Source organism: Streptomyces pratensis, assembly GCF_016804005.1.
Taxonomy (GTDB): domain Bacteria; phylum Actinomycetota; class Actinomycetes; order Streptomycetales; family Streptomycetaceae; genus Streptomyces; species Streptomyces pratensis_A.
Map to the genome: position 1 here is coordinate 5,520,519 of NZ_CP051486.1, position 21,627 is coordinate 5,542,145.

Annotated in this window: 21 protein-coding genes and 1 pseudogene; 4 read left to right on the plus strand and 18 right to left on the minus strand. The window is 69.2% G+C overall.

The genetic code is table 11. From position 1 onward, the window contains the following. Positions 1–33 precede the first annotated feature (33 nt). The 7 genes from HED23_RS22610 to HED23_RS22640 form a co-directional block, all read right to left on the minus strand. Positions 34–309: a hypothetical protein gene (locus HED23_RS22610; protein WP_203185204.1), complete on the minus strand. Its 276-nt coding sequence runs from the start codon at positions 307–309 to the stop codon at positions 34–36. Positions 310–346: 37 nt separating this feature from the next. After that, a complete protein-coding gene (locus HED23_RS22615) occupies positions 347–1,303 on the minus strand; it encodes a helix-turn-helix transcriptional regulator (RefSeq protein WP_203185205.1) in 957 nt (318 codons plus the stop codon). A gap of 15 nt (positions 1,304–1,318) precedes the next feature. Next, on the minus strand, positions 1,319–2,272 hold the full coding sequence (locus HED23_RS22620; RefSeq protein WP_203185206.1) for a helix-turn-helix transcriptional regulator: 954 nt from the start codon (positions 2,270–2,272) through the stop codon (positions 1,319–1,321). A 115-nt stretch (positions 2,273–2,387) separates the two neighbouring features. Next, positions 2,388–2,762 carry an FKBP-type peptidyl-prolyl cis-trans isomerase gene (locus HED23_RS22625; protein ID WP_203185207.1) on the minus strand — a complete coding sequence of 125 codons (375 nt, stop codon included), beginning with the start codon at positions 2,760–2,762 and terminating at the stop codon, positions 2,388–2,390. 43 nt (positions 2,763–2,805) lie between these two features. After that, positions 2,806–3,741 (minus strand): FKBP-type peptidyl-prolyl cis-trans isomerase, encoded by a 936-nt coding sequence (locus HED23_RS22630; RefSeq protein WP_203185208.1) that lies wholly within the window; start codon positions 3,739–3,741, stop codon positions 2,806–2,808. Positions 3,742–3,863: 122 nt separating this feature from the next. Continuing rightward, positions 3,864–5,225 carry a Pup--protein ligase gene (gene pafA / locus HED23_RS22635; protein WP_203185209.1) on the minus strand — a complete coding sequence of 454 codons (1,362 nt, stop codon included), beginning with the start codon at positions 5,223–5,225 and terminating at the stop codon, positions 3,864–3,866. Positions 5,226–5,234: 9 nt separating this feature from the next. Then, the gene (locus HED23_RS22640) at positions 5,235–6,494 is read right to left on the minus strand and encodes an MFS transporter (protein ID WP_203185210.1); all 1,260 of its coding nucleotides are present in this window, start codon (positions 6,492–6,494) and stop codon (positions 5,235–5,237) included. Between the two features lie 129 nt (positions 6,495–6,623). Here HED23_RS22640 and HED23_RS22645 point away from each other — a divergent pair, with 129 nt between their 5' ends. Beyond that, positions 6,624–7,652 (plus strand): LacI family DNA-binding transcriptional regulator, encoded by a 1,029-nt coding sequence (locus tag HED23_RS22645; RefSeq protein ID WP_203185211.1) that lies wholly within the window; start codon positions 6,624–6,626, stop codon positions 7,650–7,652. A gap of 53 nt (positions 7,653–7,705) precedes the next feature. Here the strand turns inward: HED23_RS22645 and prcA are convergent, their stop codons facing one another. The 6 genes and pseudogenes from prcA to arc form a co-directional block, all read right to left on the minus strand. Next, positions 7,706–8,545 (minus strand): proteasome subunit alpha, encoded by an 840-nt coding sequence (gene prcA / locus HED23_RS22650; protein ID WP_203185212.1) that lies wholly within the window; start codon positions 8,543–8,545, stop codon positions 7,706–7,708. Positions 8,546–8,600: 55 nt separating this feature from the next. After that, the gene (gene prcB / locus HED23_RS22655; RefSeq protein WP_203185213.1) at positions 8,601–9,446 is read right to left on the minus strand and encodes a proteasome subunit beta; all 846 of its coding nucleotides are present in this window, start codon (positions 9,444–9,446) and stop codon (positions 8,601–8,603) included. Next, a pseudogene (locus HED23_RS35405) lies at positions 9,398–9,575 on the minus strand (endonuclease domain-containing protein); the annotation flags it as partial. The pseudogene HED23_RS35405 and the gene prcB, both read right to left, overlap by 49 nt. A gap of 120 nt (positions 9,576–9,695) precedes the next feature. Then, positions 9,696–9,914 (minus strand): ubiquitin-like protein Pup, encoded by a 219-nt coding sequence (locus HED23_RS22660; protein ID WP_203185214.1) that lies wholly within the window; start codon positions 9,912–9,914, stop codon positions 9,696–9,698. Between the two features lie 120 nt (positions 9,915–10,034). Next, complete coding sequence (dop, locus tag HED23_RS22665; RefSeq protein ID WP_203185215.1) at positions 10,035–11,546, minus strand: depupylase/deamidase Dop; 1,512 nt, start codon at positions 11,544–11,546, stop codon at positions 10,035–10,037. Between the two features lie 227 nt (positions 11,547–11,773). Continuing rightward, complete coding sequence (gene arc, locus HED23_RS22670; RefSeq protein ID WP_033304549.1) at positions 11,774–13,540, minus strand: proteasome ATPase; 1,767 nt, start codon at positions 13,538–13,540, stop codon at positions 11,774–11,776. Between the two features lie 241 nt (positions 13,541–13,781). Here arc and HED23_RS22675 point away from each other — a divergent pair, with 241 nt between their 5' ends. Next, complete coding sequence (locus tag HED23_RS22675; RefSeq protein WP_019993877.1) at positions 13,782–14,093, plus strand: ferredoxin; 312 nt, start codon at positions 13,782–13,784, stop codon at positions 14,091–14,093. A 4-nt stretch (positions 14,094–14,097) separates the two neighbouring features. On the opposite strand, the gene HED23_RS22680 is transcribed toward HED23_RS22675, so the two are convergent. The 3 genes from HED23_RS22680 to HED23_RS22690 all read right to left on the minus strand — a co-directional run bounded on the left by HED23_RS22680 (position 14,098) and on the right by HED23_RS22690 (position 17,099). After that, positions 14,098–14,694 carry a hypothetical protein gene (locus HED23_RS22680; RefSeq protein WP_203185216.1) on the minus strand — a complete coding sequence of 199 codons (597 nt, stop codon included), beginning with the start codon at positions 14,692–14,694 and terminating at the stop codon, positions 14,098–14,100. A 203-nt stretch (positions 14,695–14,897) separates the two neighbouring features. Further along, complete coding sequence (locus tag HED23_RS22685) at positions 14,898–15,806, minus strand: tRNA (adenine-N1)-methyltransferase (RefSeq protein WP_203185217.1); 909 nt, start codon at positions 15,804–15,806, stop codon at positions 14,898–14,900. A 42-nt stretch (positions 15,807–15,848) separates the two neighbouring features. Further along, complete coding sequence (locus HED23_RS22690; RefSeq protein WP_203187599.1) at positions 15,849–17,099, minus strand: site-2 protease family protein; 1,251 nt, start codon at positions 17,097–17,099, stop codon at positions 15,849–15,851. 170 nt (positions 17,100–17,269) lie between these two features. On the opposite strand from HED23_RS22690, the gene HED23_RS22695 reads away from it, so the two are divergent. Together HED23_RS22695 and HED23_RS22700 are read left to right on the plus strand one after the other, a co-directional pair. Continuing rightward, positions 17,270–18,115 (plus strand): RecB family exonuclease, encoded by an 846-nt coding sequence (locus tag HED23_RS22695; RefSeq protein WP_238442305.1) that lies wholly within the window; start codon positions 17,270–17,272, stop codon positions 18,113–18,115. 9 nt (positions 18,116–18,124) lie between these two features. After that, positions 18,125–18,796 (plus strand): response regulator, encoded by a 672-nt coding sequence (locus HED23_RS22700; RefSeq protein WP_203185219.1) that lies wholly within the window; start codon positions 18,125–18,127, stop codon positions 18,794–18,796. A 76-nt stretch (positions 18,797–18,872) separates the two neighbouring features. Here the strand turns inward: HED23_RS22700 and HED23_RS22705 are convergent, their stop codons facing one another. Continuing rightward, positions 18,873–20,465, minus strand: coding sequence for an ABC transporter substrate-binding protein (locus HED23_RS22705; protein WP_203187600.1), 1,593 nt, complete (start codon positions 20,463–20,465; stop codon positions 18,873–18,875). 365 nt (positions 20,466–20,830) lie between these two features. Then, entirely contained in the window at positions 20,831–21,529 is a 699-nt protein-coding gene (locus tag HED23_RS22710) for an HAD family hydrolase (RefSeq protein WP_203185220.1), read from the minus strand. Positions 21,530–21,627 lie beyond the last annotated feature (98 nt).

The following is a 21,627-nucleotide window of genomic DNA, read 5'->3' on the forward strand; positions in this document are numbered from 1 at the left end:
GTTTCTCGTTGCCTCGGTGCGGTGTCAGGCTCGTCACCGCAGAGCGGTGTGCAGGCGCAGTGTCCGCACCCCGCCGCCGCTGAGGAGCTCGATGATGCGCTCCCCGGCCGGCTTGCGGACCGCGGAACCGCACGCGGGGCAGGTGAAGGTGTAGAAGGTCGTACGCCGGCTGGCGCCTATGGCCAGCCGCAGTGCGCCCGCCGCGAGCTCGAACCGCTCACGGCAGTCCGGGCAGGCGGCACGGAAGCGTACGGCGTCGGGCACCGGGACCGGAACCGGTCCGGTGTGCGTGCTCGATATCGCATTCATGTGGCCTCTGTCTCCTCGGTGCACCGGTGGCCGCCGCTCAGAGCGCGCCGTCGTAGGCGGCCAGGGCCTCACGCGCCGCCAGCCGGGCACTCTCGGCCAGCTCCGGGGGCGATGTGATGCGTCCCTCTCCGCCGAGCCGCAGGGCGAGTCTGCGCAGGGAGGCCGGGTCGGGAGTGCGGAGGGTGATCCGCAGGCCGCCGTCGGGCAGTTCCTCCGCGCTGTCGTGCGGGTAGTACTCGGCGACCCACCTGCCGCCGGGTCCGACCTCGATGACGACCTCCGGATCCTCGGCGGCGGGCTGCACCAGCCCCTCGGAGAGGTCACGCAGCTCCAGCTCCGGCGGGGCGGACGGGGCGTCGAGGAGCCTGATCTCGGCGACCCGGTCGAGCCTGAACGTACGCCGCGCCTCGGTGAGCCGGCACCAGCCCTCCATATAGGTGCGGCCGACGGCGAACAGCCGGATCGGGTCCACCTCGCGCTCGGTCAGTTCGTCCCGGGCGGGTGAGTAGTAGCGCAGCCAGAGCCGGCGGCGCTCGGAGATCGCCCGGTCCACATCGGCGAACACGCCGCCCTCGGACTCGAAGGTGACGGAGAGCCGCGAGCTGGCGGCCCCCACCTCGCCGGCGGCCGTCTCCAGCTTCGCGGTCGCGCGCACCAGCGCCTGCCGGTCGCTCTCACGCAGGCCGGGGAGCGTGGCGACTGCGCGGGCCGCGACGAGCAGGGCGGTCGCCTCGTCGGCGGCGAGCCGCAGCGGCTCGGCCACATCGTCCGGGTTGTGCCACCAGATCCGGTCGCCGTCGGTGTCGATGTCCAGCAGGTCCCCGCCGCGGAAGCTGGTACCGCACATGGGGAGGACGTCGAGGTCGGAGATCAGCTCGTCCTCGGTGATCCCGAAGGCCCGGGCGACGTCCTGGACGTGCGCGCCGGGGCGCTCGCGCAGATAGGTGACGAGGGAGAGCATCCGCCGGGTCTGGTCGATCGCGTTCGTGGCCACGAGTACGGGTCCCCCTCAGTCCTTGGCCACGGCGCGCAGCCGGTCCATCACGTCGGCCCGCAGATCGGCGGGTTCGCTCACGATCACGTCCGGCCCGAACTCCACGAGCCAGGCATCCAGCCCGTGTCCGTACGGAATCTCCAACTCGTCCCAGCCGTCGCCGAGTTCCCTCACTGTTATCGCGCGGGAGCGCAGCGGGTAGCCGGATCCGGTGCGCAGCCTGATGCGGGCGGTCCTGGTCGCGGTCTCGCCCGCCCAGCTCTCCACGGTCTCGCGGACGGTGACGGCGTCGGGAACCAGCGCCGTGAAGGCCCCGGCGCGGGAGCGGACCCGGCCCGAGATGCGGGACAGCCGGAAGACCCGCTCCGCTCCCCGGTCGCGGTCCCAGCCCGCCAGGTACCAGTGGCCGCGCCAGCACTCGAGCGTCCAGGGCTCGACCTGGCGCTGCTCGGGACGGGCGGCGTTGCCCTTGCGGTAGTCGAAGGTGACCGGGCGGCGGTCCCGGCAGGCGAGCATCAGCGGTTCGAAGGCGGCCTCGTGGACCGGGATGCGGGGTTCGAGGGCGCTGTGCACCTCGTAGGCGTCCTCGGCCTCGGGCATCCCGGCGGCGCGCAGCTTCTGCAGGGCGCCGCTCGCGGCGCCGGCGAGCCGGGCCTGCTGCCAGACCTTCGCGGCGAGTCCGAGGGCCGCGGCCTCCTCGGCGTCCAGGGTGATGGGGGGCAGCCGGTTGCTGTCACGGCGCGCGAGGTACCCGGTGTCGCCGTCCAGGTTCTCCACGGTCTCGATGATCAGACCGAGTTCACGCAGATCGTCCTTGTCCCGCTCGAACATCCGGTTGAAGGATTCGTCGGAGCCCGCCTCCAGGTAGGCCTCGATGGATCCGCGGAGCTCACGCTTGCTGAGCGGGCGCCGGGTACCCAGCAGACACAGTGCCAGGTTCATCAGCCGTTCGGCCTTGGCAATCGCCATCGACGCCCTTTCTCGACGTGCTCTCCGACCGTCGACCGTACCGCCCCGGGGTGTCCGGACCAAAGCGAGGGCCCGTGCCTTGCGGCACGGGCCCCGACTGCTGTAGACGGACGGATCAGACGCCGACGAGGTCGCAGACGAAGATCAGCGTCTCGCCCGGGGCGATGCTGCCGCCGCCCGCGCCGCGGTCGCCGTAGGCGAGGTGCGCGGGGATGGTCAGCTGACGACGGCCGCCGACCTTCATGCCCTGGACACCCTTGTCCCAGCCGGCGATGACCTGACCGGCACCGAGCTGGAACTGCAGCGGGGTGCCGCGGTTCCACGAGGCGTCGAACTCCTCGCCGGTGGAGAAGGCCACACCGACGTAGTGCACGGAGACGGTCTGGCCCGCCTGGGCCACCGGTCCGTCGCCCTCCCAGATTTCCTTGATCTCCAGGTCGGCCGGCGGCTCGCCACCCGGGAAGTCGATCTCGGGCTTCTCGATGCTCACTGAACTGCTCCTCTTACTGATGAACTGGGCAACCGGGACAGTCTTACATCTTTGTCAGGATGTCCACGGACCACACGAGCGTCGAGTTCGCGGGGATGGTCTGCTGCGCCTGGTCACCGAAACCCTGGTCCGGCGGGATGACGAGCAGGATGCGGCTGCCCACCTTCTTGCCGACCAGTCCGGCCTTGAGTCCCTTGACGGTGATGTTGGTCAGCGGGAAGCTCGCGACCTTGCCGGTCTCGTAGGTGCTGTCGAACTTCTTCGCACCCTTCCACAGGTAGGCCTCGTAGTTCACGACGATGGTGTCGGTGTCCTTCACGGCCTCCCCGTCGGACTCGATGATGTAGTTGGAGACCAGCTTCTTGGGCGGGTCCCCCTTGGGGATCGTGACCTTGGGCGCCTTGCCGTCGGTGTTCGTGCCGATCTTCGGCAGGTCGATGTTGTCCTGGGCGACCGTGCTGCCCTTCGGGGACTTCGGGACCGACTCCCCGCTCACCACGTCCACGACGAATACGAGCGTGGCGTTGGGCTTGATGTCCTCCCCCTGGCCCTGCTCGCCGTAGCCGAGTTCCGGGGGGATGACCAACTGCACACGGCTGCCGACCTTCTGGCCGACGAGCCCCTGCTCCCAGCCCGGGATGACCATGCCGCCACCGAGAACGAGGCCGAAGGGCTGCTTGCGGTCGAAACTGTTGTCGAACGGCTTGGTGGAATCCCAGGCCTGCCCGAGATAGTTGACCTCGGCCGCGTCGCCGTTCTTGAGCGTCGCACCGTCCCCCTCACTGATGACCTCGGTCTTCAGTTTCTTCGGTGGATCCCCCTCACCCTTCGCCAGAGTGGGCTTCTCACCGAACTTCGCTCCCGCGGTGATCGCGGGAAACCCGTTCTTGGAGGCGGAGTCGGAGGCCTTGTCGTCGCCGCATGCCGCTGTGGACAGCAGCAGAAGGGGGACGACGAGAAGGCCGGCAAGTCGGCGCACTGGTTCCTCAGATCTCAGACGGCACGTGAATGGTCCCCCGACACTCTAGGCGGACGGAAGGGCCCCGTACGAGGAACGTACGGGGCCCGGTCACATACGGGGCGGGATGTCGCCGTCCCGGATCACATGCCCGCGATCAGCTTCTCCACCCGGTCGTCGACGGAGCGGAAGGGGTCCTTGCACAGCACGGTGCGCTGCGCCTGGTCGTTGAGCTTGAGGTGGACCCAGTCGACGGTGAAGTCCCGTCGCTGCTCCTGCGCCCGGCGGATGAAGTCCCCGCGCAGCCGCGCCCTGGTCGTCTGCGGGGGCACCGACTTGCCCTCGAAGATCTTCAGGTCGTTGCAGATGCGGGCGGCCTGGCCCTTGCGCTCCAGGAGGTAGTAGAGCCCACGCCGCCGGTGGATGTCGTGGTAGGCGAGGTCTATCTGAGCGACCCTCGGATTCGACATGGTCATGTTGTGCTTCGCCCGGTACCGCTCGATGAGCTTGTACTTCATGACCCAGTCGATCTCGGTGCCGATCCGGTCGAGGTCCTCGGCCTCGATGGCGTCCAGGGTGCGGCCCCACAGCTCGAGGACCTGCTCGACGGTGCCGGTGCGGATGCCCCGGCGCTCGACGAAGTCGACGGCCTTCTCGTAGTACTCGCGCTGGACCTCGATGGCCGACGCCTCGCGGCCGCTGGCCAGGCGCACCTTGCGCTGGCCCGTGATGTCGTGGCTGACCTCGCGGATGGCCCGGATCGGGTTCTCCAGGGTCAGGTCGCGCATCACCGTGCCCGCCTCGATCATGCGCAGCACGAGGTCGGTGGCGCCCACCTTGAGGAGCATGGTCGTCTCGGACATGTTGGAGTCACCGACGATGACGTGGAGGCGGCGGTACCGCTCCGCGTCGGCGTGGGGTTCGTCCCGGGTGTTGATGATCGGGCGGGAACGCGTCGTCGCGGAACTGACGCCCTCCCAGATGTGCTCGGCCCGCTGGCTCACGCAGTAGACGGCTCCGCGCGGCGTCTGCAGCACCTTGCCCGCACCACAGATCAGCTGACGGGTGACGAGGAACGGAATGAGGATGTCCGCGAGCCGGGAGAATTCTCCGTGCCGTGCCACGAGGTAGTTCTCGTGGCATCCGTAGGAGTTTCCAGCCGAGTCGGTGTTGTTCTTGAAGAGATAGACGTCGCCCGCGATTCCCTCCTCGTGCAGGCGGCGTTCGGCGTCGACGAGCAGGCCTTCGAGAATGCGCTCGCCCGCCTTGTCGTGCGTGACCAGTTCGGTCACGTTGTCGCATTCGGGTGTTGCGTATTCCGGATGCGATCCCACGTCGAGGTAGAGGCGGGCGCCGTTCCGCAGGAAGACATTGCTGCTGCGGCCCCATGACACAACACGGCGGAAGAGGTAGCGCGCCACTTCGTCAGGTGACAGTCGGCGCTGTCCCCTGAACGTGCACGTGACGCCGTACTCGTTCTCCAGCCCGAAAATGCGGCGGTCCATGACTGAACATTACGCCTTATGGCCTGAGCTGAAACCGGGTTCGGCAGCACCGTTTCGATCATTTTCCGAACCGGCCACGACTGCGGGCGTACGCCCGGGATCTGCGAGGACCCTTCCGGTGGCCAGCAGAACCAGCAGCGCCGCCACTCCACCGGCCCCCGCGACGGCGAAACTCCACGCCGTCCCGCCGAGCTCGACGGCCGGGCCCGCCACCGCCGTTCCGGCGGCCGCGCCGACGCCGAAGGTCGTCACGAGCCAGGAGAACGCCTCGGTGACGGTGCCCTGCGGCGCGTGCCGGTCCACGACGATGAACGAGCAGGCGATGGCCGGGGCCAGGAACACCCCGGCGAGTGCCGCCAGAGCGGTCATGGCGGGCACACCGGGCGTCAGCATCAACGGCAGGTAGCCGAGTGCCAGCAGCGCGACGACGACCCGCAGCCTGCGCTCGGGGGCCCCGGCCCACTGCCGCGCCCCGTAGACCGCTCCGCCGATCAGCGCGCCGAGACCGAGCGCGGCCATCAGCCAGCCGTACACGGACTCCCGGCCGTGGTCGTCGGCGTACGCGACACCCGCCACCGTGATCGAGCCGAGCGCGACGCCGACGAAGAAGAAGGCGCCCAGCAGGGCGAGCAGCCCCGGGGAGCGCAGGGCACCCAGCCAGTGCGCCTCGCGGGGCGCCGAGCGCCACGCCCTGGAGGGCTCGGACAGGACGACGGACAGCGCTCCCAGCACCCCGATGGCGTTGATGACCAGCAGCGCGGCGGCCGGCGACCAGAGCGACACCAGGACCGTCACGAGGAGGGGGCCGACGGTGAACATGATCTCCTGGGCCACCGCGTCCATGGCGTACGCCCGGTGCACGCGGTCCTCACGGCCGAGGACCGTCGGCCACAGGGCGCGCAGGCCGCCCTCCAGCGGGGGCGTGAAGACGCCCGCCACGACGACAGCCGCGTACGCGACGGGGAGCGAGCCGAGGCCCGCCAGGGCGAGCGCGGCCATGCCGAGAGCCGAGACCACGGCCGCGGGGAGCTGTACTCGCGGCTGGCCGTACAGGTCGACCGCCCGGCCGAGCAGGGGCTGTCCCACCGCCGTGGCCAGGCCGTACGCCGCCGCGAGGGCGCCGGCCAATGTGTAGCTGCCGCCCTCCGCACGGGTGAACAGGACGATCGCGATGTGGGCGGTGCCGTTCGGCAGCCGTCCCACCAGCGTTCCCGCCAGCAGCCGGGCGGCATGCCGCGTCCGGAGGATGTCCAGATATCCCGCGGCCATGTCCGCCCCTCTCCCCCGACGGTGCCACAGCCTCGGGGTTTTACGTATAACTTCGGCGTTCATACGTACCATGTGGGCAGCCCGGGAGTCCATCCCACCGCATCCGACCGTCGCAGCACGGAGGCACGAGTGAGCAGCCCGCAGCAGCCCGCCCCACCCCGGCCCACCAGCCGTGACGTGGCACGGGCCGCGGGCGTGTCGCAGGCCACGGTCTCGCTCGTACTCGGTGACAAATGGCGGGGCAGGGTGTCGGCGGCGACCGCCGAGCGGGTCCGTGGCAGCGCGCGGGACCTCGGTTACCGGCCGAATTTCGCCGCCCGCAGCCTCCGGCTGGGCCGCACCCGCACGGCTCTGCTCGTCGTCCCCGCGCTGACCAACGAATTCTTCGCCCGGGTCCACACAGGCGCGGCAGCCGTCGCCGCCGAGCACGACTTCGGCGTGGTCCTCTACCCGTCACCCGACGGCACCGGGCCCGCCAGGGACCCGTTCGCCTCGGCGCGCGCGGCGCTCGACGGGGTGATCGCCTCGTCGATGGCGGCGGACGCCCTGGGGGCGCTGCGGGGAGAGGACCTCCCGCTGGTGATGCTGGACAGCGACCCCGCGGACCACGGGGCCGCGGCGCGCGTGAACCTCAACATCGCGGACGGCATGCGTCAGGTGACGGGGCATCTGCTGGGCCTCGGCCACCGCCGCATCGTGCACCTCGCCTCCGCCGTGGACACCTGGACCTTCGCGGTACGCGCCCGGGCGCTGCGCGAGGCCGTGCGGGAGGTCCCCGGCACCGCCCTGCGTACCGTGACCGCTCCGCTGGACGTACGGGCCGGGCGCGAGGCCGCCGAGGCGGTTCTGGCCTCCCCGGGCCCGCTGCCCACGGCCATCGTCTGTGACGACGACGTCCTGGCCGCCGGAGCCTGCAAGGCGGTGCGCAGACGGGGGCTGCGGGTGCCCGACGACATCTCCGTGACCGGTTTCGACGACCTGGCACTCGCCACGGCGGTGGAGCCTGAGCTCACCACGGTGCGCCTCCCGGCCGAACAGGTGGGCGAGCGCGGCATGACGGCTCTGCTGGACGTCCTGGCGGGCCGTCCCGCGGGGCACCACGACCTCCCGGTCCGGCTGGTGACACGCGGCTCCACCGCTCCCCCGCCCCGCGCATGACGGTGCCCCCGGCCGCGTGGCCGGGGGCAGCGTCGGACCTCTGCGGGAACCGTCTACTCCTTCGTGGCGCCGTCCGTGCCCTCGGCGGGGCCGTCCGTGTCCTTCGCGGGGGTGTCGGTACCGGCGGCCGGAGTGCTGCCGCCTTCGGGCTCCTCCGTGTCGGACGGAGCGTCGGTCGGGGTCGCCCCCGCGCCGTCGGCGTCGAGCAGCCTGGTCAGCTGACGGCCGACGATCCGCTTGAACTTGCGCTGCTGCGGCCTCGTGCGGTCCAGGACCGCGACCTCCAGCCGCTCGGCGGGAATCTCCCGCTCGTTGCCGTTGGCCTCGCGGGACAAGGCCTGCACGGCCAGCTTCAGCGCCTCGGCGAGCGACATCCCGTCGCGGTGGCGCTGGTCCAGGAAGCTGCTGATCTGCTCGGCGTTCCCGCCGACCGCGACCGAGCCGTGCTCGTCCACGATCGAGCCGTCGTGCGGAAGCCGGTAGATCTGGTCGCCCTCGGGTCCGGCGCCCACCTCGGCGACCACGAGCTCCACCTCGTAGGGCTTCTCGGCCGCGCTGGAGAAGATGGTGCCGAGCGTCTGGGCGTAGACGTTGGCCAGCCCACGGGCCGTCACGTCGTCGCGGTCGTAGGTGTACCCCCGCAGGTCCGCGTAGCGGACCCCACCGATGCGGAGGTTCTCGTACTCGTTGTACTTGCCGGCGGCGGCGAAGCCGATCCGGTCGTAGATCTCGCTGAACTTGTGCAGCGCGCGGGACGGGTTCTCGCCGACGAACACAATGCCGTCGGCGTACTGCAGCACAACCAGGCTGCGACCACGGGCGATGCCCTTCCGGGCGTATTCCGCCCGGTCGGCCATGGCCTGCTGAGGTGAGACATAGAACGGCGTCGACACCGGCTATCCGTCCCTTTCTGTCAGTGACGAGTGCATCGGAGAAGCATCGGGCCGGTCAGAGCAGCGCGGCACGCGGGCCGTCGGGCTGCTCGAGCCGGCGCTCCAGGATCGCGCGCGCGATCTCCGAGGATTCCGTGTCGTTCAGCTTGCGGAAGCCCTCGTCCGTGATGACGGTGACGATCGGATAGATCCGGCGGGCCACGTCCGGGCCGCCGGTCGCCGAGTCGTCGTCGGCCGCGTCGTACAGCGCCTGCACGACCAGCGTGAGTGTCTGCTCCTCCGTCAGGTCGTCGCGGTACAGCTTCTTCATCGAACCCCGCGCGAAGACGGAACCGGAGCCGGTGGCCGCGTAGCCGTGCTCCTCGGAACGCCCGCCGGTGACGTCGTACGAGAAGATCCGGCCCTTCTCGCGGTCGACGTCGTACCCGGCGAAGAGCGGGACGACCGCCAGCCCCTGCATGGCCATCGCCAGATTGCTGCGGATCATCGTCGACAGACGGTTGGCCTTGCCCTCCAGGGAGAGCGTGGCGCCCTCGACCTTCTCGAAGTGTTCGAGCTCCAGCTGGAACAGCTTGACCATCTCCACGGCGAGACCCGCCGTGCCCGCGATGCCCACCGCCGAGTACTCGTCGGCGGGGAACACCTTCTCGATGTCGCGCTGGGCGATCATGTTCCCCATGGTCGCCCGCCGGTCACCGGCGAGCACCACTCCGCCGGGGAACGAGGCCGCGACGATGGTCGTACCGTGCGGCGCCTCGATGGCGCCCTGCAGCGGCGGCAGACTGCGGTTGCCGGGAAGGATCTCGGGTGAGTGGTCGGACAGGAAGTCCATGAACGAGGACGAACCCGGCGTCAGGAAAGCAGCTGGTAGACGCCCGGTGCTACGAGTGTTGGCTTCCACGCGTTTCCCTCCAGGTATGCGATGGCCCTGCGCAAGGAGTCAGGATCGTCCCCCAACTTGCCGATGGCCGGATTGCAGTTGAAGCACTACGCCACGGACCCTACCCGCCCGGTGACGGTGATCAACATGATCCCGGGTGGGGAAGCGCGCTTCCGTGGGATGCCCCTGAGTGGGCGGGGCATCCCACGGAAGGCGCCGTGCCGACGGCGCGAGCTCGTCGACGGGCGTTCCGGGCCGGATCTCCGGCTGTTACTCGCCGCCCTTTTGGACGAACGATCGAACGAAATCCTCGGCATTGGACTCGAGTACGTCGTCGATCTCGTCGAGGACGTCGTCGACGTCGTCGCTGAGCTTCTCCTGCCGCTCCTTGAGGTCCTCGGACGCCTGCGCGTCCTGCGCCTGCTCCTCGGTCTCCTCGGTGGAACGTGTCGCCTTCTGCTGTCCGCCGCCGGTGTCCTTGGTCGCCATGTAGCTCACCCCGCTCGGTTCGAAGCACTTGATCAGACCCTACATACGGGGTCCGACATTGGCCCGGTACTTTCCTCAACGTCCGGAGGTCATCTGATTGATTCCCAGCCGGAGGGCCTTTCAGCCCCCCGTCAGCGTCCGGACCAGCTCTTCCGCTGTGCGGCAGCGGTCCAGGAGCTCCTCGACGTGACTACGTGTACCCCGCAACGGTTCCATGGTGGGCACCCGTTGCAGCGAGTCACGGTCGGGCAGGTCGAAGATGACCGAGTCCCAGGAGGCGGCTGCGACGTCGTCCGCGTACTGCTCCAGGCAGCGCCCCCGGAAATAGGCCCTGGTGTCCTCGGGAGGCTTCGTGCGGGCCCGCTCGACGTCGCCCTCGTCGAGCAGCCGCTTCATCTTCCCCCGGGCGGCCAGACGGTTGTACAGGCCCTTCTCCGCCCTCACGTCGGCGTACTGGAGGTCCACCAGGTGCAGGCGCGGGGCGTCCCAGTCCAGGCCGTCCCTGCGCCGGTAGCCCTCCATGAGCTCCCGCTTGGCGATCCAGTCCAGCTCGCCGGAGAGGCTCATCGGGTCGTTCTCCAGGCGGTTCAGGGTGTCCTCCCAGCGGGCCAGGACGTCCTTGGTCTGCTCGTCGGCGTCGGCCCCGTACCGCTCCTCGACGTACTTGCGGCCCAGCTCGAAGTACTCCATCTGGAGCTGTACCGCGGTGAGTGTCCGGCCGCTGCGGAGCGTGACCAGCTGTTTCAGCGTCGGGTCGTGCGAGACCTGGTGCAGCGTGCGGACCGGCTGGTCGACCGCCAGGTCGACGTTGATGAAGCCGTCCTCGATCATGGCGAGGACCAGCGAGGTGGTGCCGAGCTTCAGATAGGTCGAGATCTCGGAGAGGTTCGCGTCGCCGATGATCACGTGCAGCCTGCGGTACTTCTCGGCGTCGGAGTGCGGTTCGTCGCGGGTGTTGATGATGGGGCGCTTGAGCGTGGTCTCGAGGCCGACCTCGACCTCGAAGTAGTCGGCGCGCTGGCTGATCTGGAATCCGTGCTCGTGGCCGTCCTGGCCGATGCCGACCCGTCCGGCGCCGGTGACGACCTGGCGGGAGACGAAGAACGGGGTCAGATGGCGCACGATGTCCGAGAAGGGGGTCTCCCTCTTCATCAGGTAGTTCTCGTGCGTGCCGTAGGAGGCGCCCTTGTTGTCGGTGTTGTTCTTGTAGAGATGGATCGGCTGGGCGCCGGGGATCGCGGCGGCCCGTTCGGCCGCCTCCGCCATCACGCGTTCGCCGGCCTTGTCCCAGAGCACCGCGTCGAGCGGATTCGTGATCTCCGGTGAGCTGTATTCGGGGTGCGCGTGGTCGACGTACAGCCGTGCACCGTTGGTGAGGATGACATTGGCCAGGCCGATGTCCTCGTCGGTGAGCTGGCTGGAGTCCGCGGTCTCACGGGCGAGGTCGAAGCCTCGCGCGTCGCGCAGCGGATTCTCCTCCTCGAAGTCCCAGCGGGCACGGCGCGCCCGGTGCATCGCCGCCGCGTAGGCGTTGACGATCTGGGACGAGGTGAGCATGGCATTGGCGTTGGGTTGACCGGGGACGGAGATCCCGTACTCCGTCTCGATGCCCATCACTCGCCGTACGGTCATGCGGCCCTCCTTGCCCGGCGCCGCCCCCGTCCGGGAGCGGCGCTCAAGTACCGCTGCTGGTCCGCGGTGCCCGTCCCCGCACTGCGCGACTCGGCGGTACGACAGAGCCTAGAGCGCCTCTGCGCCGGTGGGGAGATCAATTGCGTCATTGTTCGGGTGTGGCCGGAGCCGCCGGGAAAACGGCCGGCTGCGGATACCCTGCCGGGCATCCGCAGCCGGTCTGCGTTTTACAGGTACTGTCCGGTATTTGCCACCGTGTCGATGGAACGACCGGTGTCTGCGCCCTGCTTTCCGGTGACGAGTGTGCGGATGAACACGATCCGCTCGCCCTTCTTTCCGGAAATCCTGGCCCAGTCGTCCGGGTTGGTCGTGTTGGGCAAGTCCTCGTTCTCCTTGAACTCGTCCACGCACGCCTGGAGGAGATGGGAGACGCGCAGGCCCTTCTGGCCCTGCTCGAGGAATGCCTTGATGGCCATTTTCTTTGCCCGGTCCACGATGTTCTGAATCATCGCTCCGGAGTTGAAGTCCTTGAAGTAGAGGACTTCCTTGTCGCCGTTCGCGTAGGTGACCTCGAGGAAGCGGTTCTCCTCGGATTCCGTGTACATCCGCTCCACGACCGACTGGATCATCGCGTGGGCCGCGGCCTCCTTCGAGCCGGTGTGCTCGGCAAGATCGTCCGAGTGCAGCGGCAGCGAAGGCGTGAGGTACTTAGCGAAGATGTCCTTCGCCGCCTCCGCGTCCGGACGCTCGATCTTGATCTTCACGTCGAGACGGCCGGGCCGCAGGATCGCGGGGTCGATCATGTCCTCACGGTTGGAGGCTCCGATGACGATGACGTTCTCCAGACCCTCCACACCGTCGATCTCGGCGAGCAGCTGGGGGACGATGGTGTTCTCCACGTCCGAGCTGACACCGGAACCACGGGTGCGGAAGAGGGATTCCATCTCGTCGAAGAAGACGATGACGGGGGTGCCCTCGCTCGCCTTCTCCCGGGCACGCTGGAAGACGAGGCGGATGTGCCGCTCGGTCTCACCGACGTACTTGTTGAGGAGCTCGGGGCCCTTGATGTTGAGGAAGTAGCTCTTCCCCGCGGGCTGTCCGGTGACCTCGGCGACCTTCTTGGCCAGCGAGTTGGCGACGGCCTTGGCGATGAGCGTCTTGCCGCAGCCTGGAGGGCCGTAGAGCAGGATGCCCTTCGGCGGGCGCAGTTCGTGCTCCTTGAAGAGGTCCGGGTGAAGGTACGGGAGCTCGACCGCGTCGCGGATCAGTTCGATCTGGTCGCCCAGGCCGCCGATCTTGTTGTAGTCGATGTCCGGGACCTCTTCGAGAACGAGCTCCTCGACCTCGCTCTTCGGGACCACTTCGTAGACGTAGCCGGACCTGGGTTCGAGCAGCAGGGCGTCGCCGGGGCGGATGGTGATGTCCAGCAGGGGCTCGGCGAGCCTCACCACCCGTTCCTCGTCGGTGTGCCCGACGACCAGGGCGCGTTCGCCGTCCTCAAGGATCTCCTTGAGGGTGACGATGTCCCCGGCCCGCTCGAATTCCATGGCCTCGACCACGTTGAGCGCTTCGTTGAGCATGACTTCCTGGCCTCGCCGGAGGCCTTCGAGCTCGACGCTGGGGCTGACGTTCACCCGGAGCTTGCGGCCCCCGGTGAAGATGTCACAGGTGTCGTCCTCGTTGGCCTGCAGGAAGACACCGAAGCCGGCCGGCGGCTGCGCGAGCCGGTCGACCTCCTCCTTGAGGGCCACGATCTGGTCGCGGGCCTCGCGGAGTGTGTTGGCGAGCCGCTCGTTCTGCGCGGACACGCCTGCCAGGTTGGTCTGCAACTCGACGATCCGCTCTTCGAGAATCCTCGTATGACGCGGAGAGTCGGCGAGCTTACGTCGCAGGACGGCGATTTCCTGCTCGAGATAGGCAACCTGGCCGGCTGGGTCTTCTGACCCCCGCCCGGGCCGGATGCCGCGGTTGATGTCGTCGTCGTGGGCTGCCACGGTCCTCACCTCCTCCAAGGGGAGCTGGACGCTTCCTGACCCTACCTGGGTGGGTGGTGATTGAAACCCCTAGATCACAAAGACCCGGGAGTGTGTCCTATCTTCACCCTTGCGCTCTCCCTCACGCCAAGGGAATACCCACCCTTCGGCACCGGAAAGCAGGCGGTTGTATCGTCGAAGCGTTCAACACCCGTCAGGGCTGGCTTCAATTGGTGCAGATACGCAGGGAACGGCAGGACTCATGACCGTGCAGCAGGACGCTCCGGGCGACAGTGACACACAGGACCTCGAGGTCTGGATCGACCAGGACCTCTGTACGGGCGACGGCATCTGCGTGCAGTACGCACCCGAGGTGTTCGAGCTGGACATCGACGGTCTGGCGTACGTGAAGAGCGCGGAGGACGAGCTGCTCCAGGACAAGGGCGCCACCACGCCGGTGCCGCTGCCCCTCCTCCAGGACGTGGTGGACTCGGCCAAGGAGTGTCCGGGCGACTGTATTCATGTACGTCGCGTTTCGGACAACGTGGAAGTCTTCGGACCGGACGCGGATTGACGGCTCAGACGTCCCGCGCGGCGCTTCCGGCGGGCTCGGCGGACTTGATGAACGCGTTGCCCTTCCACTGCCAGGTTGCGCTCTCCACCTCGTCGGGGCAGCAGCGGGGTACGTCGGCCGAGGAGTAGCCGAGCAGGGTCGCCGAGATCCGGCCGTCACGGACGGTGAGGTCGGTGACGTTGAGTTTCCGAGCGGGGTCCACCAGGGTCGCCACGACCCGGGGTGCGGCCCCGTTCCGCTGTGTCACGACGTAGATGCCGCTGGGCGGGGTGCCGGACCCCGCCGCGCAGCGGACGACGGCAACCGTCTCGGACCCGCCGTCCCCGTCGAGATCGCCGGGTGCGCTGTCGGCGACGGTCTGCCCGGCGGCGCCGCAGTCGAGCGGGAAGGCGACGCCGGCCGGGTCGGGCGCCGTCGCGGCGGGCGCGCTGCCGTGCTGCGTGGTGACCCGGTGCTCCGATGCCTCGGCCGTGGCGGTGGCCGCTTCGGGCTGGAGAAGGCCCGCGGCCGCGACGACCGCGGCCATGGCCGTCGCCGTGGCCAGCCAGTGCACCGGCTTGGCGTCGGTGTGCGCGAGGTCCGGGAGCGCGGAGGTCTGCACGCGGTCTGTCTCCTGTGGTTCCTGGAGGCCTGGATAGGCGGTGCCGAACGGATGTCGGCGGGCGGGGGGGGGGTGGCCAGCATCGTGCCACACCTCACACCCGAGGGGAACGGCGGGGTCGTCGCGGCCGTACGAAAGGCGCCGCCGCCGGGCTCCCGGGTCGGTCCGGGAACTCGGCGACGGCGCCGGTGCGTTGTACGGGGTCAGTCGCGGGCGGCGGAGCCGCTCCGGCTGCCGGGACCGTCGTAGTCCTCACCGTAGGCGCCCTTGGACGGGCGGCGACGACGCAGCGGCGGCTCGACGCCGTCCGCGAGACGACGGGCGGTGACGAGGAAGCCGGTGTGGCCGATCATCCGGTGGTCGGGCCGGACGGCCAGGCCTTCCACGTGCCAGTTGCGGATCATCGACTCCCAGGGCTGCGGTTCGGCGAAGCAGCCGATCTCACGGATGGACTCGACGGTCCGCGAGAGCTGGGTCGTGGTCGCGACGTACGCGCAGAGGATGCCGCCGGGCACCAGGGCCTTGGACACGGCCTCGAGGCACTCCCACGGGGCGAGCATGTCGAGGACGACACGGTCGACGTCGGTGTCCGAGAGGTTGTCCTGGAGGTCGCCGACGGTGAGTTCCCAGGCGGGGTGCGGCGAGCCGAAGTAGCGCTCGACGTTCTGCTTGGCGATCTCGGCGAAGTCCTCGCGGCGCTCGTAGGAGTGCAGCATGCCCTGCTCGCCGATGGCGCGCAGCAGGAAGGTGCTGAGCGCTCCGGAGCCGACTCCCGCTTCCACGACGCGTGCGCCGGGGAAGATGTCGGCGAAGGCCAGGATCTGCCCCGCGTCCTTGGGGTAGACCACGGCTGCACCGCGGGGCATGGACAGGACGTAGTCGGGGAGCAGGGGGCGCAGCGCGAGGTAGGCGACGTTTCCCGTGGTACGGACAACACTGCCCTCGGGAGCACCGATCAGCTCGTCGTGCGGGAAAGAACCCTTGTGGGTGTGGAAGTTCTTTCCGGCTTCGAGCGTGAAGGTGTAGTGGCGTCCCTTGGGGTCGGTGAGCTGGACCTGGTCCCCGACTTTGAATGGGCCGCGACGGCGGGCGGCACCGGTCGGTTCGGACATGTGACCAGCCTACCGGTATTTCGTGGGCCGCTTCGCGGGGTGTCAGGCCCCGGGGCGGGCCATGGCCTTGATGAAGGCGCGCTCGACGTCGGCGGTGGAGAGGACGCCGTAGATCTCACCGGTGTCCTCGACCACCAGGTACTCGGTGGCCGGGGTCGCCTTGAGCCGGTCCAGGAGGGCCTCGCCCGCCAGCTCGGCCGAAACCTTCATGCCGTCGGTGAGGTCCTGGGCCAGGCCGCTGACGGCCACCCAGGGGCGGCGGTGCTCGGGAACTCCGACGATGGCCGCCTCCCGGACGACCGCCTTCGGGCTGCCCTGGCCGTCGACGACGACGAGGGCGCGGGCCCCCGCCTCGTTGGCCCGGCGCAGCGCCTCGGAGAGCGGGGTGGCCGCCTCGACGGGCACGGCACGCCTGGTGAGGGTGCGGGCACGCAGTTCGGGGAGGTGTTCACGGAGCCGGGCCGTCCGCAGGCTGTTGCCCGCCCCGGTCCAGATGATCGCCGCGAGGATCGCCGCGAGGAGGGCGTCGGTGACGGTCTCGAAGCCGCTGATCTCACCGGTGGCGCTTCCGAGGGCGCCCGTGTGCGTGAGCAGCGGGAGGCCGACGAAGACGGTGATGGCCAGGCCCCGGCCGACCCAGGCGGCGGCGACGGTGCCGCTCATCGGCTTGCCGGTGATCTTCCAGACCACGGCCCGGAGCATGCGTCCGCCGTCCAGCGGCAGGCCGGGCAGCAGGTTGAAGGCGGCCACGATGAGGTTGGAGATCATCAGGCCGGCGAGGAGGACGCCGGGGACGGTACCCGGCTCGACGAACTGGAGCGGGATGTAGAAGAGACCGCCGAGCACGAGGGAGAGCAGGGGTCCCACGAAGGCGAGGACGAACTCGCGGCCGGGGGTCTCCGATTCCTTCTCGATCTCGGAGACGCCGCCGAAGAACTGGAGCTGGATGCGGCGCACCGGCAGCTTGTAGCGCAGGGCGGCGACGGTGTGGGCGAGCTCGTGCACGAGCACGGACGCGTAGAAGGCGATCGCGAAGAAGAGCGCGACCAGATAGCGGGCACCGCCGAGCTCCGGGAGGACCCGGTCGAGCTGGCCGCCGAAGACCCAGGTGATCAGAGCCGCGACGACGAACCAGCTGGGTGCCACGTACACCGGCACTCCGAAGGGGCGGCCCATGAGGAGGCCGCCGCCCGGGTCTGCCGGGCGTCGCGGTTTGCCCTTGCCCGGTCCGGTGCCGGGGTCCGTGCCCCCTGCGCCGGGCTGCGGGCGCCCGCTGTCGCCGCTCTCGTCCACGGGGTCCCTTCGGTCGGTGGCCTCTGCCACGATCATGCTGTGCGCGAGCTCTGTCGTCGATGGTATGCCGCTGGGTGTCGGTGGCGGGCCGTAGGGTCTGCGACATGACGTCCGTACCGCGCCCGCCTCAGCCACCCTCGTCCCTGTCGCCTTCGCGCGCGAGCGATTTCATGCAGTGCCCCCTGCTGTACCGCTTCCGGGTCATCGACAAGCTGCCCGAGAAGCCCAGTGAGGCTGCTACCCGTGGCACGCTGGTGCATGCGGTGCTGGAGCGCCTGTTCGACGCCCCCGCCGTGGACCGTACGGCGCCGAGGGCCAAGGCCCTGATCCCCGGTCAGTGGGACCGGCTGCTGGAGTCGAAGCCCGAGCTGTCGGAGCTGTTCCAGGGGGACCCCGAGGGGGAGCGGCTCGCGGGGTGGCTGGGCGAGGCCGAGAGGCTCGTGGAGCGGTGGTTCTCGCTGGAGGACCCGACCCGTCTGGAGCCGGCCGAGCGGGAGCTGTTCGTCGAGACGGAGCTGGATTCGGGGCTGCGGCTGCGCGGCGTGATCGACCGCGTCGACGTCGCCCCGACGGGCGAGGTCCGCATCGTGGACTACAAGACGGGCAAGGCGCCGCGGCCGGAATACGCGGAGGGTGCCCTGTTCCAGATGAAGTTCTACGCCCTGGTCGTGTGGCGCCTGAAGAACGTGGTGCCGCGCCGGCTCCAGCTGGTCTATCTCGGCAGCGGTGACGTGCTGACGTACGACCCGGTTCCGGCCGACCTCGAGCGGGTCGAACGCAAGCTGCTGGCGCTGTGGGAGGCAATCCGGCTGGCCACCGAGACGGGCGAGTGGCGGCCCAGGCCGACGAAGCTCTGCGGCTGGTGCGACCACCGGTCGGTCTGTCCTGAATTCGGCGGGACTCCCCCGGTCTATCCGCTGTCCGTGCGCCCGGCTGAATCCGTGGAGGGTGTCCAGGGCAGAATGGAGCCGGTCCGGTCCGAGGCCGGCCGGCCCGTGGCCCTCGAAGGCCCTTAAGGAGATTACGTGGCTATCCGCGTCCTGCTCGTCGATGACCAACCACTGCTGCGCACCGGTTTCCGGATGATCCTGGAGGCGGAGGGCGATCTCGCGGTGGTCGGTGAGGCCGGCGACGGCCTGCAGGCCATCGACCAGGTGCGGGCGCTGCAGCCCGACGTCGTGCTCATGGACATCCGGATGCCTCGGATGGACGGGGTCGAGGCGACCCGCCAGATCACGGGCCCCGGACGGGACGGCCCGGCGAAGGTCCTGGTGCTGACGACGTTCGATCTCGACGAGTACGTGGTGGAGGCCCTGCGCGCCGGCGCGAGCGGCTTCCTGCTGAAGGACGCCCCGGCCAACGAACTGGTACAGGCCATCCGGGTGGTGGCCGCGGGAGAGGCGATGCTGGCGCCGAGCATCACCCGCAGGCTGCTCGACAAGTACGCGGACCACCTGCCCTCGGGCGAGGACCCCGTCCCGGACGCCCTTCACACACTCACCGAGCGCGAGCTGGAGGTGCTGAAGCTGGTGGCGCGCGGCCTGTCCAACGCGGAGATCGCGGCCGACCTGTTCGTGAGCGAGACGACGGTCAAGACGCACGTGGGCCACGTGCTGACGAAGCTGGGCCTGCGCGACCGCGTGCAGGCGGCCGTCTACGCGTACGAGAGCGGACTGGTGCGGCCCGGCGCCCAGTGAGACGGGGCACTGACGGAAACGGGCGCGGTCCGGGGCCAGTGGCCCCGGACCGCGCCCGTTTCCGGAAGCTGCCGGGTCAGGACTCGCCGCGTCCGAGCTCCCAGAGCTGGAGGTCGGCCGAGGAGTTGACGGCCCACTCCACCCCGGTCACACCGTCGAGTGAGGCGACGTACTGCTTGCCCTGCCAGACGGGGAGCACGGGGACGTCGTTGGCAACGATGTCCTGGAGCTTCTCGAAGGCCGGCGCCGCGGCGCTGCGGTCCGCCTCGCGGCGGGACTGCGGGATCAGGGTCTTCTGCGCCTCGGTCGAGTTGTACGGCGAGTTGAGGAAGTTGCTCTCGTCGAGGAACGGCGCGATGTAGGTGTCCGGGTCCGGGAAGTCGGGGAACCAGCCCATGCCGTAGACCGCGTAGTCACCCTTCTTCTGCGCGGGGCGGTACTTGTCCCACGGCGTGCCCTTGACGTCGACCTCGAACAGCTCCGACTCGTTGAGCTGCTTCGCCAACATCTCGAACTCGGACTTGGTGGCCGGGCCGTAGTGGTCGGTCGTGTAGTGCAGGGTGAACTTCACAGGGGTACTGATGCCGGCCTTCTCCAGCATCTCGGCGGCCTTCGAGACGCTGGGCTCACCGTACTTGTTGAAGAACGAGTTGGTGTGGCTGGTGATGCCGGACGGGATCAGCGAGTAGAGCGGCTCGGCAGTGCTGCCGTACACCTTGCTGGCGATGGCGCCGCGGTCGATGACCTGGGCCATCGCCTGACGTACGGCCTTGTCCTTCACCACGGGGTCCTCGGTGTCGAACGCGAGGTAGCTGATGGCGAGACCGGGCATCTCGGTGAGCTTCACGCCCTCCTCCGGCTTCGCCAGCATCTCCTGGGCCTGCTCGGGCGACATGTTGCGCGTCATCATGTCGATCTTCTTGTCGTCGAGCGCCTTCCCCATCGCCACCGCGTCGGGGAACAGGTCCAGTTCGACCTTCTCGTTCCTGATCTTCAGATCACCCTTGTACTTCGGGTTCTTGGTGAAGACCACCTTGACGACCTGGTTGTCCTTGACCTCCGGCTCCATGGTGTACGGGCCGGAGCCGTCGACCTGGAAGCCGTCGCGGGGGGTCTTGGCCGGGTACTTGTCCTTCTGGACGATGCCGGCGGGCGGGGTGGCGAGCTTGTAGGGGAAGGTCGCGTCCGGGGTGCTCAGGTGGAAGACGACCTGGTTGTCGCCCTTGGTCTCGATCGTGTCGATGTTGGCCAGCAGGCCGACCGGGCCGCTCTCGTCCTTGATGTCGAGGACGCGCTGGATGGAGTACTTCACATCCTCCGGGGTGACGGGGGTGCCGTCCGCGAAGGTGAGCCCGTCACGCAGCGTGCAGCGGTAGCTCTCGTTCTCCGTGTCGGTGAAGGCGCAGCTCTCGGCCGCCTCGGGCACCGGCTCGCCACCGCCGCGCGGTATGTGGGTCAGCGTCTGCACGGTCTGGCGCAGCAGGTTCCACACACCCGCCTCGTAGCCGATGGCCGGGTCGAGCGGGGCCGGGTTGTCCTCCGAGGCGATGAACTGGTCCGTCGTCCCGACCACGATGGCGTCGTCCCCGCCGTCCGACCCGCCACAGGCGGCGAGCACGGGCGCGAGCAGGCCCACTACGGCCGGCAACACCAGCGTCTTGCGGTTCATCTGGACGTTCTCCCTCATTCCGGCATGTGAGAAAACTGAGATTAGTAGGCGCCGAAGGGGTGCTTGACCGGTGCGGATCGGGCATGAATTCGCTCGGTGATCAGCCATGACGGGTTGTCCACGTCACGCTCGGGAATGTTTCGTACACGACTCCATCAATACGGACTTATGGGGTCACGAAACGGACACCTGAGCCGGCCCCGAGGGGCGCAGGACGTCACATCGAGTGACGAACATCACGCCGTCCCGGTGCTGACCGCATTGACATGGACCTGATTTATGCGGGTCGTCAAAGCGCGGAACAAACAGACTTCGCACCGGTGTTCCTGTCGCCTGCCGACGAAAACACCCCGGCGGACCGGCGGTCACTCGGACGCGACGAGGCCCCGCAGGAAGGCGAGGTCCACCTGCTCCAGGGAGGGCACGACCACTCTCCCGGGCGCCGGGGCGATGGGTGCCACCGAAGGCACCGCGACGACGCGGCAACCTGCCGCCTCGGCCGCGGCGACTCCCGTCGCGGTGTCCTCGACCACCGCGCAGCGCCACGGATCCGCCCCGAAGCCCGCCGCGGCCGCGAGGTAGGGCTCGGGGTGGGGCTTGGTGCGGGTCACCTCGTCCCCCGCGACCGTGAGCGCGAAGTGGTGGCGGCCCACCGAGTCCAGGACCCGGTCGATGATGCGCCGGTGCGAGGCGGAGACCAGAGCGGTGGGCACCTCGTGCGCGGCGAGTTCGGCGAGCAGCCGGGCTGCTCCCGGCATCAGCGGCACACCGCGCCCGATGCGCTTCTCGAAGCGGTCGTTGAGCAGCACCGTGAGTTCCTCGATGGCGATGTCGGCACCGGTGACCTCGATGAGGTACCCGGCGCTGCGGGTCATCGGCCCGCCGACGACCACCTCACGCCACACCTCGTCCAGCCGGTGACCGAGGTCGGCGAAGACCTCCACCTCCACGTCCCACCAGAATCCTTCGGTGTCGACCAGTGTGCCGTCCATGTCGAGCAGGACCGCTTGCAGCGCGGACCCTTCGGCCGTACGGGTCAGGGACGCGGGGACCGTACTGGTCATCCGGCACACCTCCATGAGGGACGAGAAGGCCGGCCGCCTTCCCGGTGGGAACGGCGACCGGCCTGCACTGGACCGACCATTCTACGACTCGTGTGCTC

Excerpts from the sequence above, each read along its gene's own strand:
- HED23_RS22640 (WP_203185210.1), bottom strand. The coding sequence starts at position 6,494 with ATGGCCGCGGGATATCTGGACATCCTCCGGACGCGGCATGCCGCCCGG.
- HED23_RS22620 (WP_203185206.1), bottom strand. The coding sequence starts at position 2,272 with ATGGCGATTGCCAAGGCCGAACGGCTGATGAACCTGGCACTGTGTCTG.
- HED23_RS22710 (WP_203185220.1), bottom strand. The coding sequence starts at position 21,529 with ATGACCAGTACGGTCCCCGCGTCCCTGACCCGTACGGCCGAAGGGTCC.
- HED23_RS22705 (WP_203187600.1), bottom strand. The coding sequence starts at position 20,465 with ATGAACCGCAAGACGCTGGTGTTGCCGGCCGTAGTGGGCCTGCTCGCG.
- dop (WP_203185215.1), bottom strand. The coding sequence starts at position 11,546 with ATGACCGTACGGCGAGTGATGGGCATCGAGACGGAGTACGGGATCTCC.
- HED23_RS22685 (WP_203185217.1), bottom strand. The coding sequence starts at position 15,806 with ATGTCCGAACCGACCGGTGCCGCCCGCCGTCGCGGCCCATTCAAAGTC.
- HED23_RS22695 (WP_238442305.1), top strand. The coding sequence starts at position 17,270 with ATGCAGTGCCCCCTGCTGTACCGCTTCCGGGTCATCGACAAGCTGCCC.
- HED23_RS22660 (WP_203185214.1), bottom strand. The coding sequence starts at position 9,914 with ATGGCGACCAAGGACACCGGCGGCGGACAGCAGAAGGCGACACGTTCC.
- HED23_RS22610 (WP_203185204.1), bottom strand. The coding sequence starts at position 309 with ATGAATGCGATATCGAGCACGCACACCGGACCGGTTCCGGTCCCGGTG.
- HED23_RS22675 (WP_019993877.1), top strand. The coding sequence starts at position 13,782 with ATGACCGTGCAGCAGGACGCTCCGGGCGACAGTGACACACAGGACCTC.
- pafA (WP_203185209.1), bottom strand. The coding sequence starts at position 5,225 with ATGGACCGCCGCATTTTCGGGCTGGAGAACGAGTACGGCGTCACGTGC.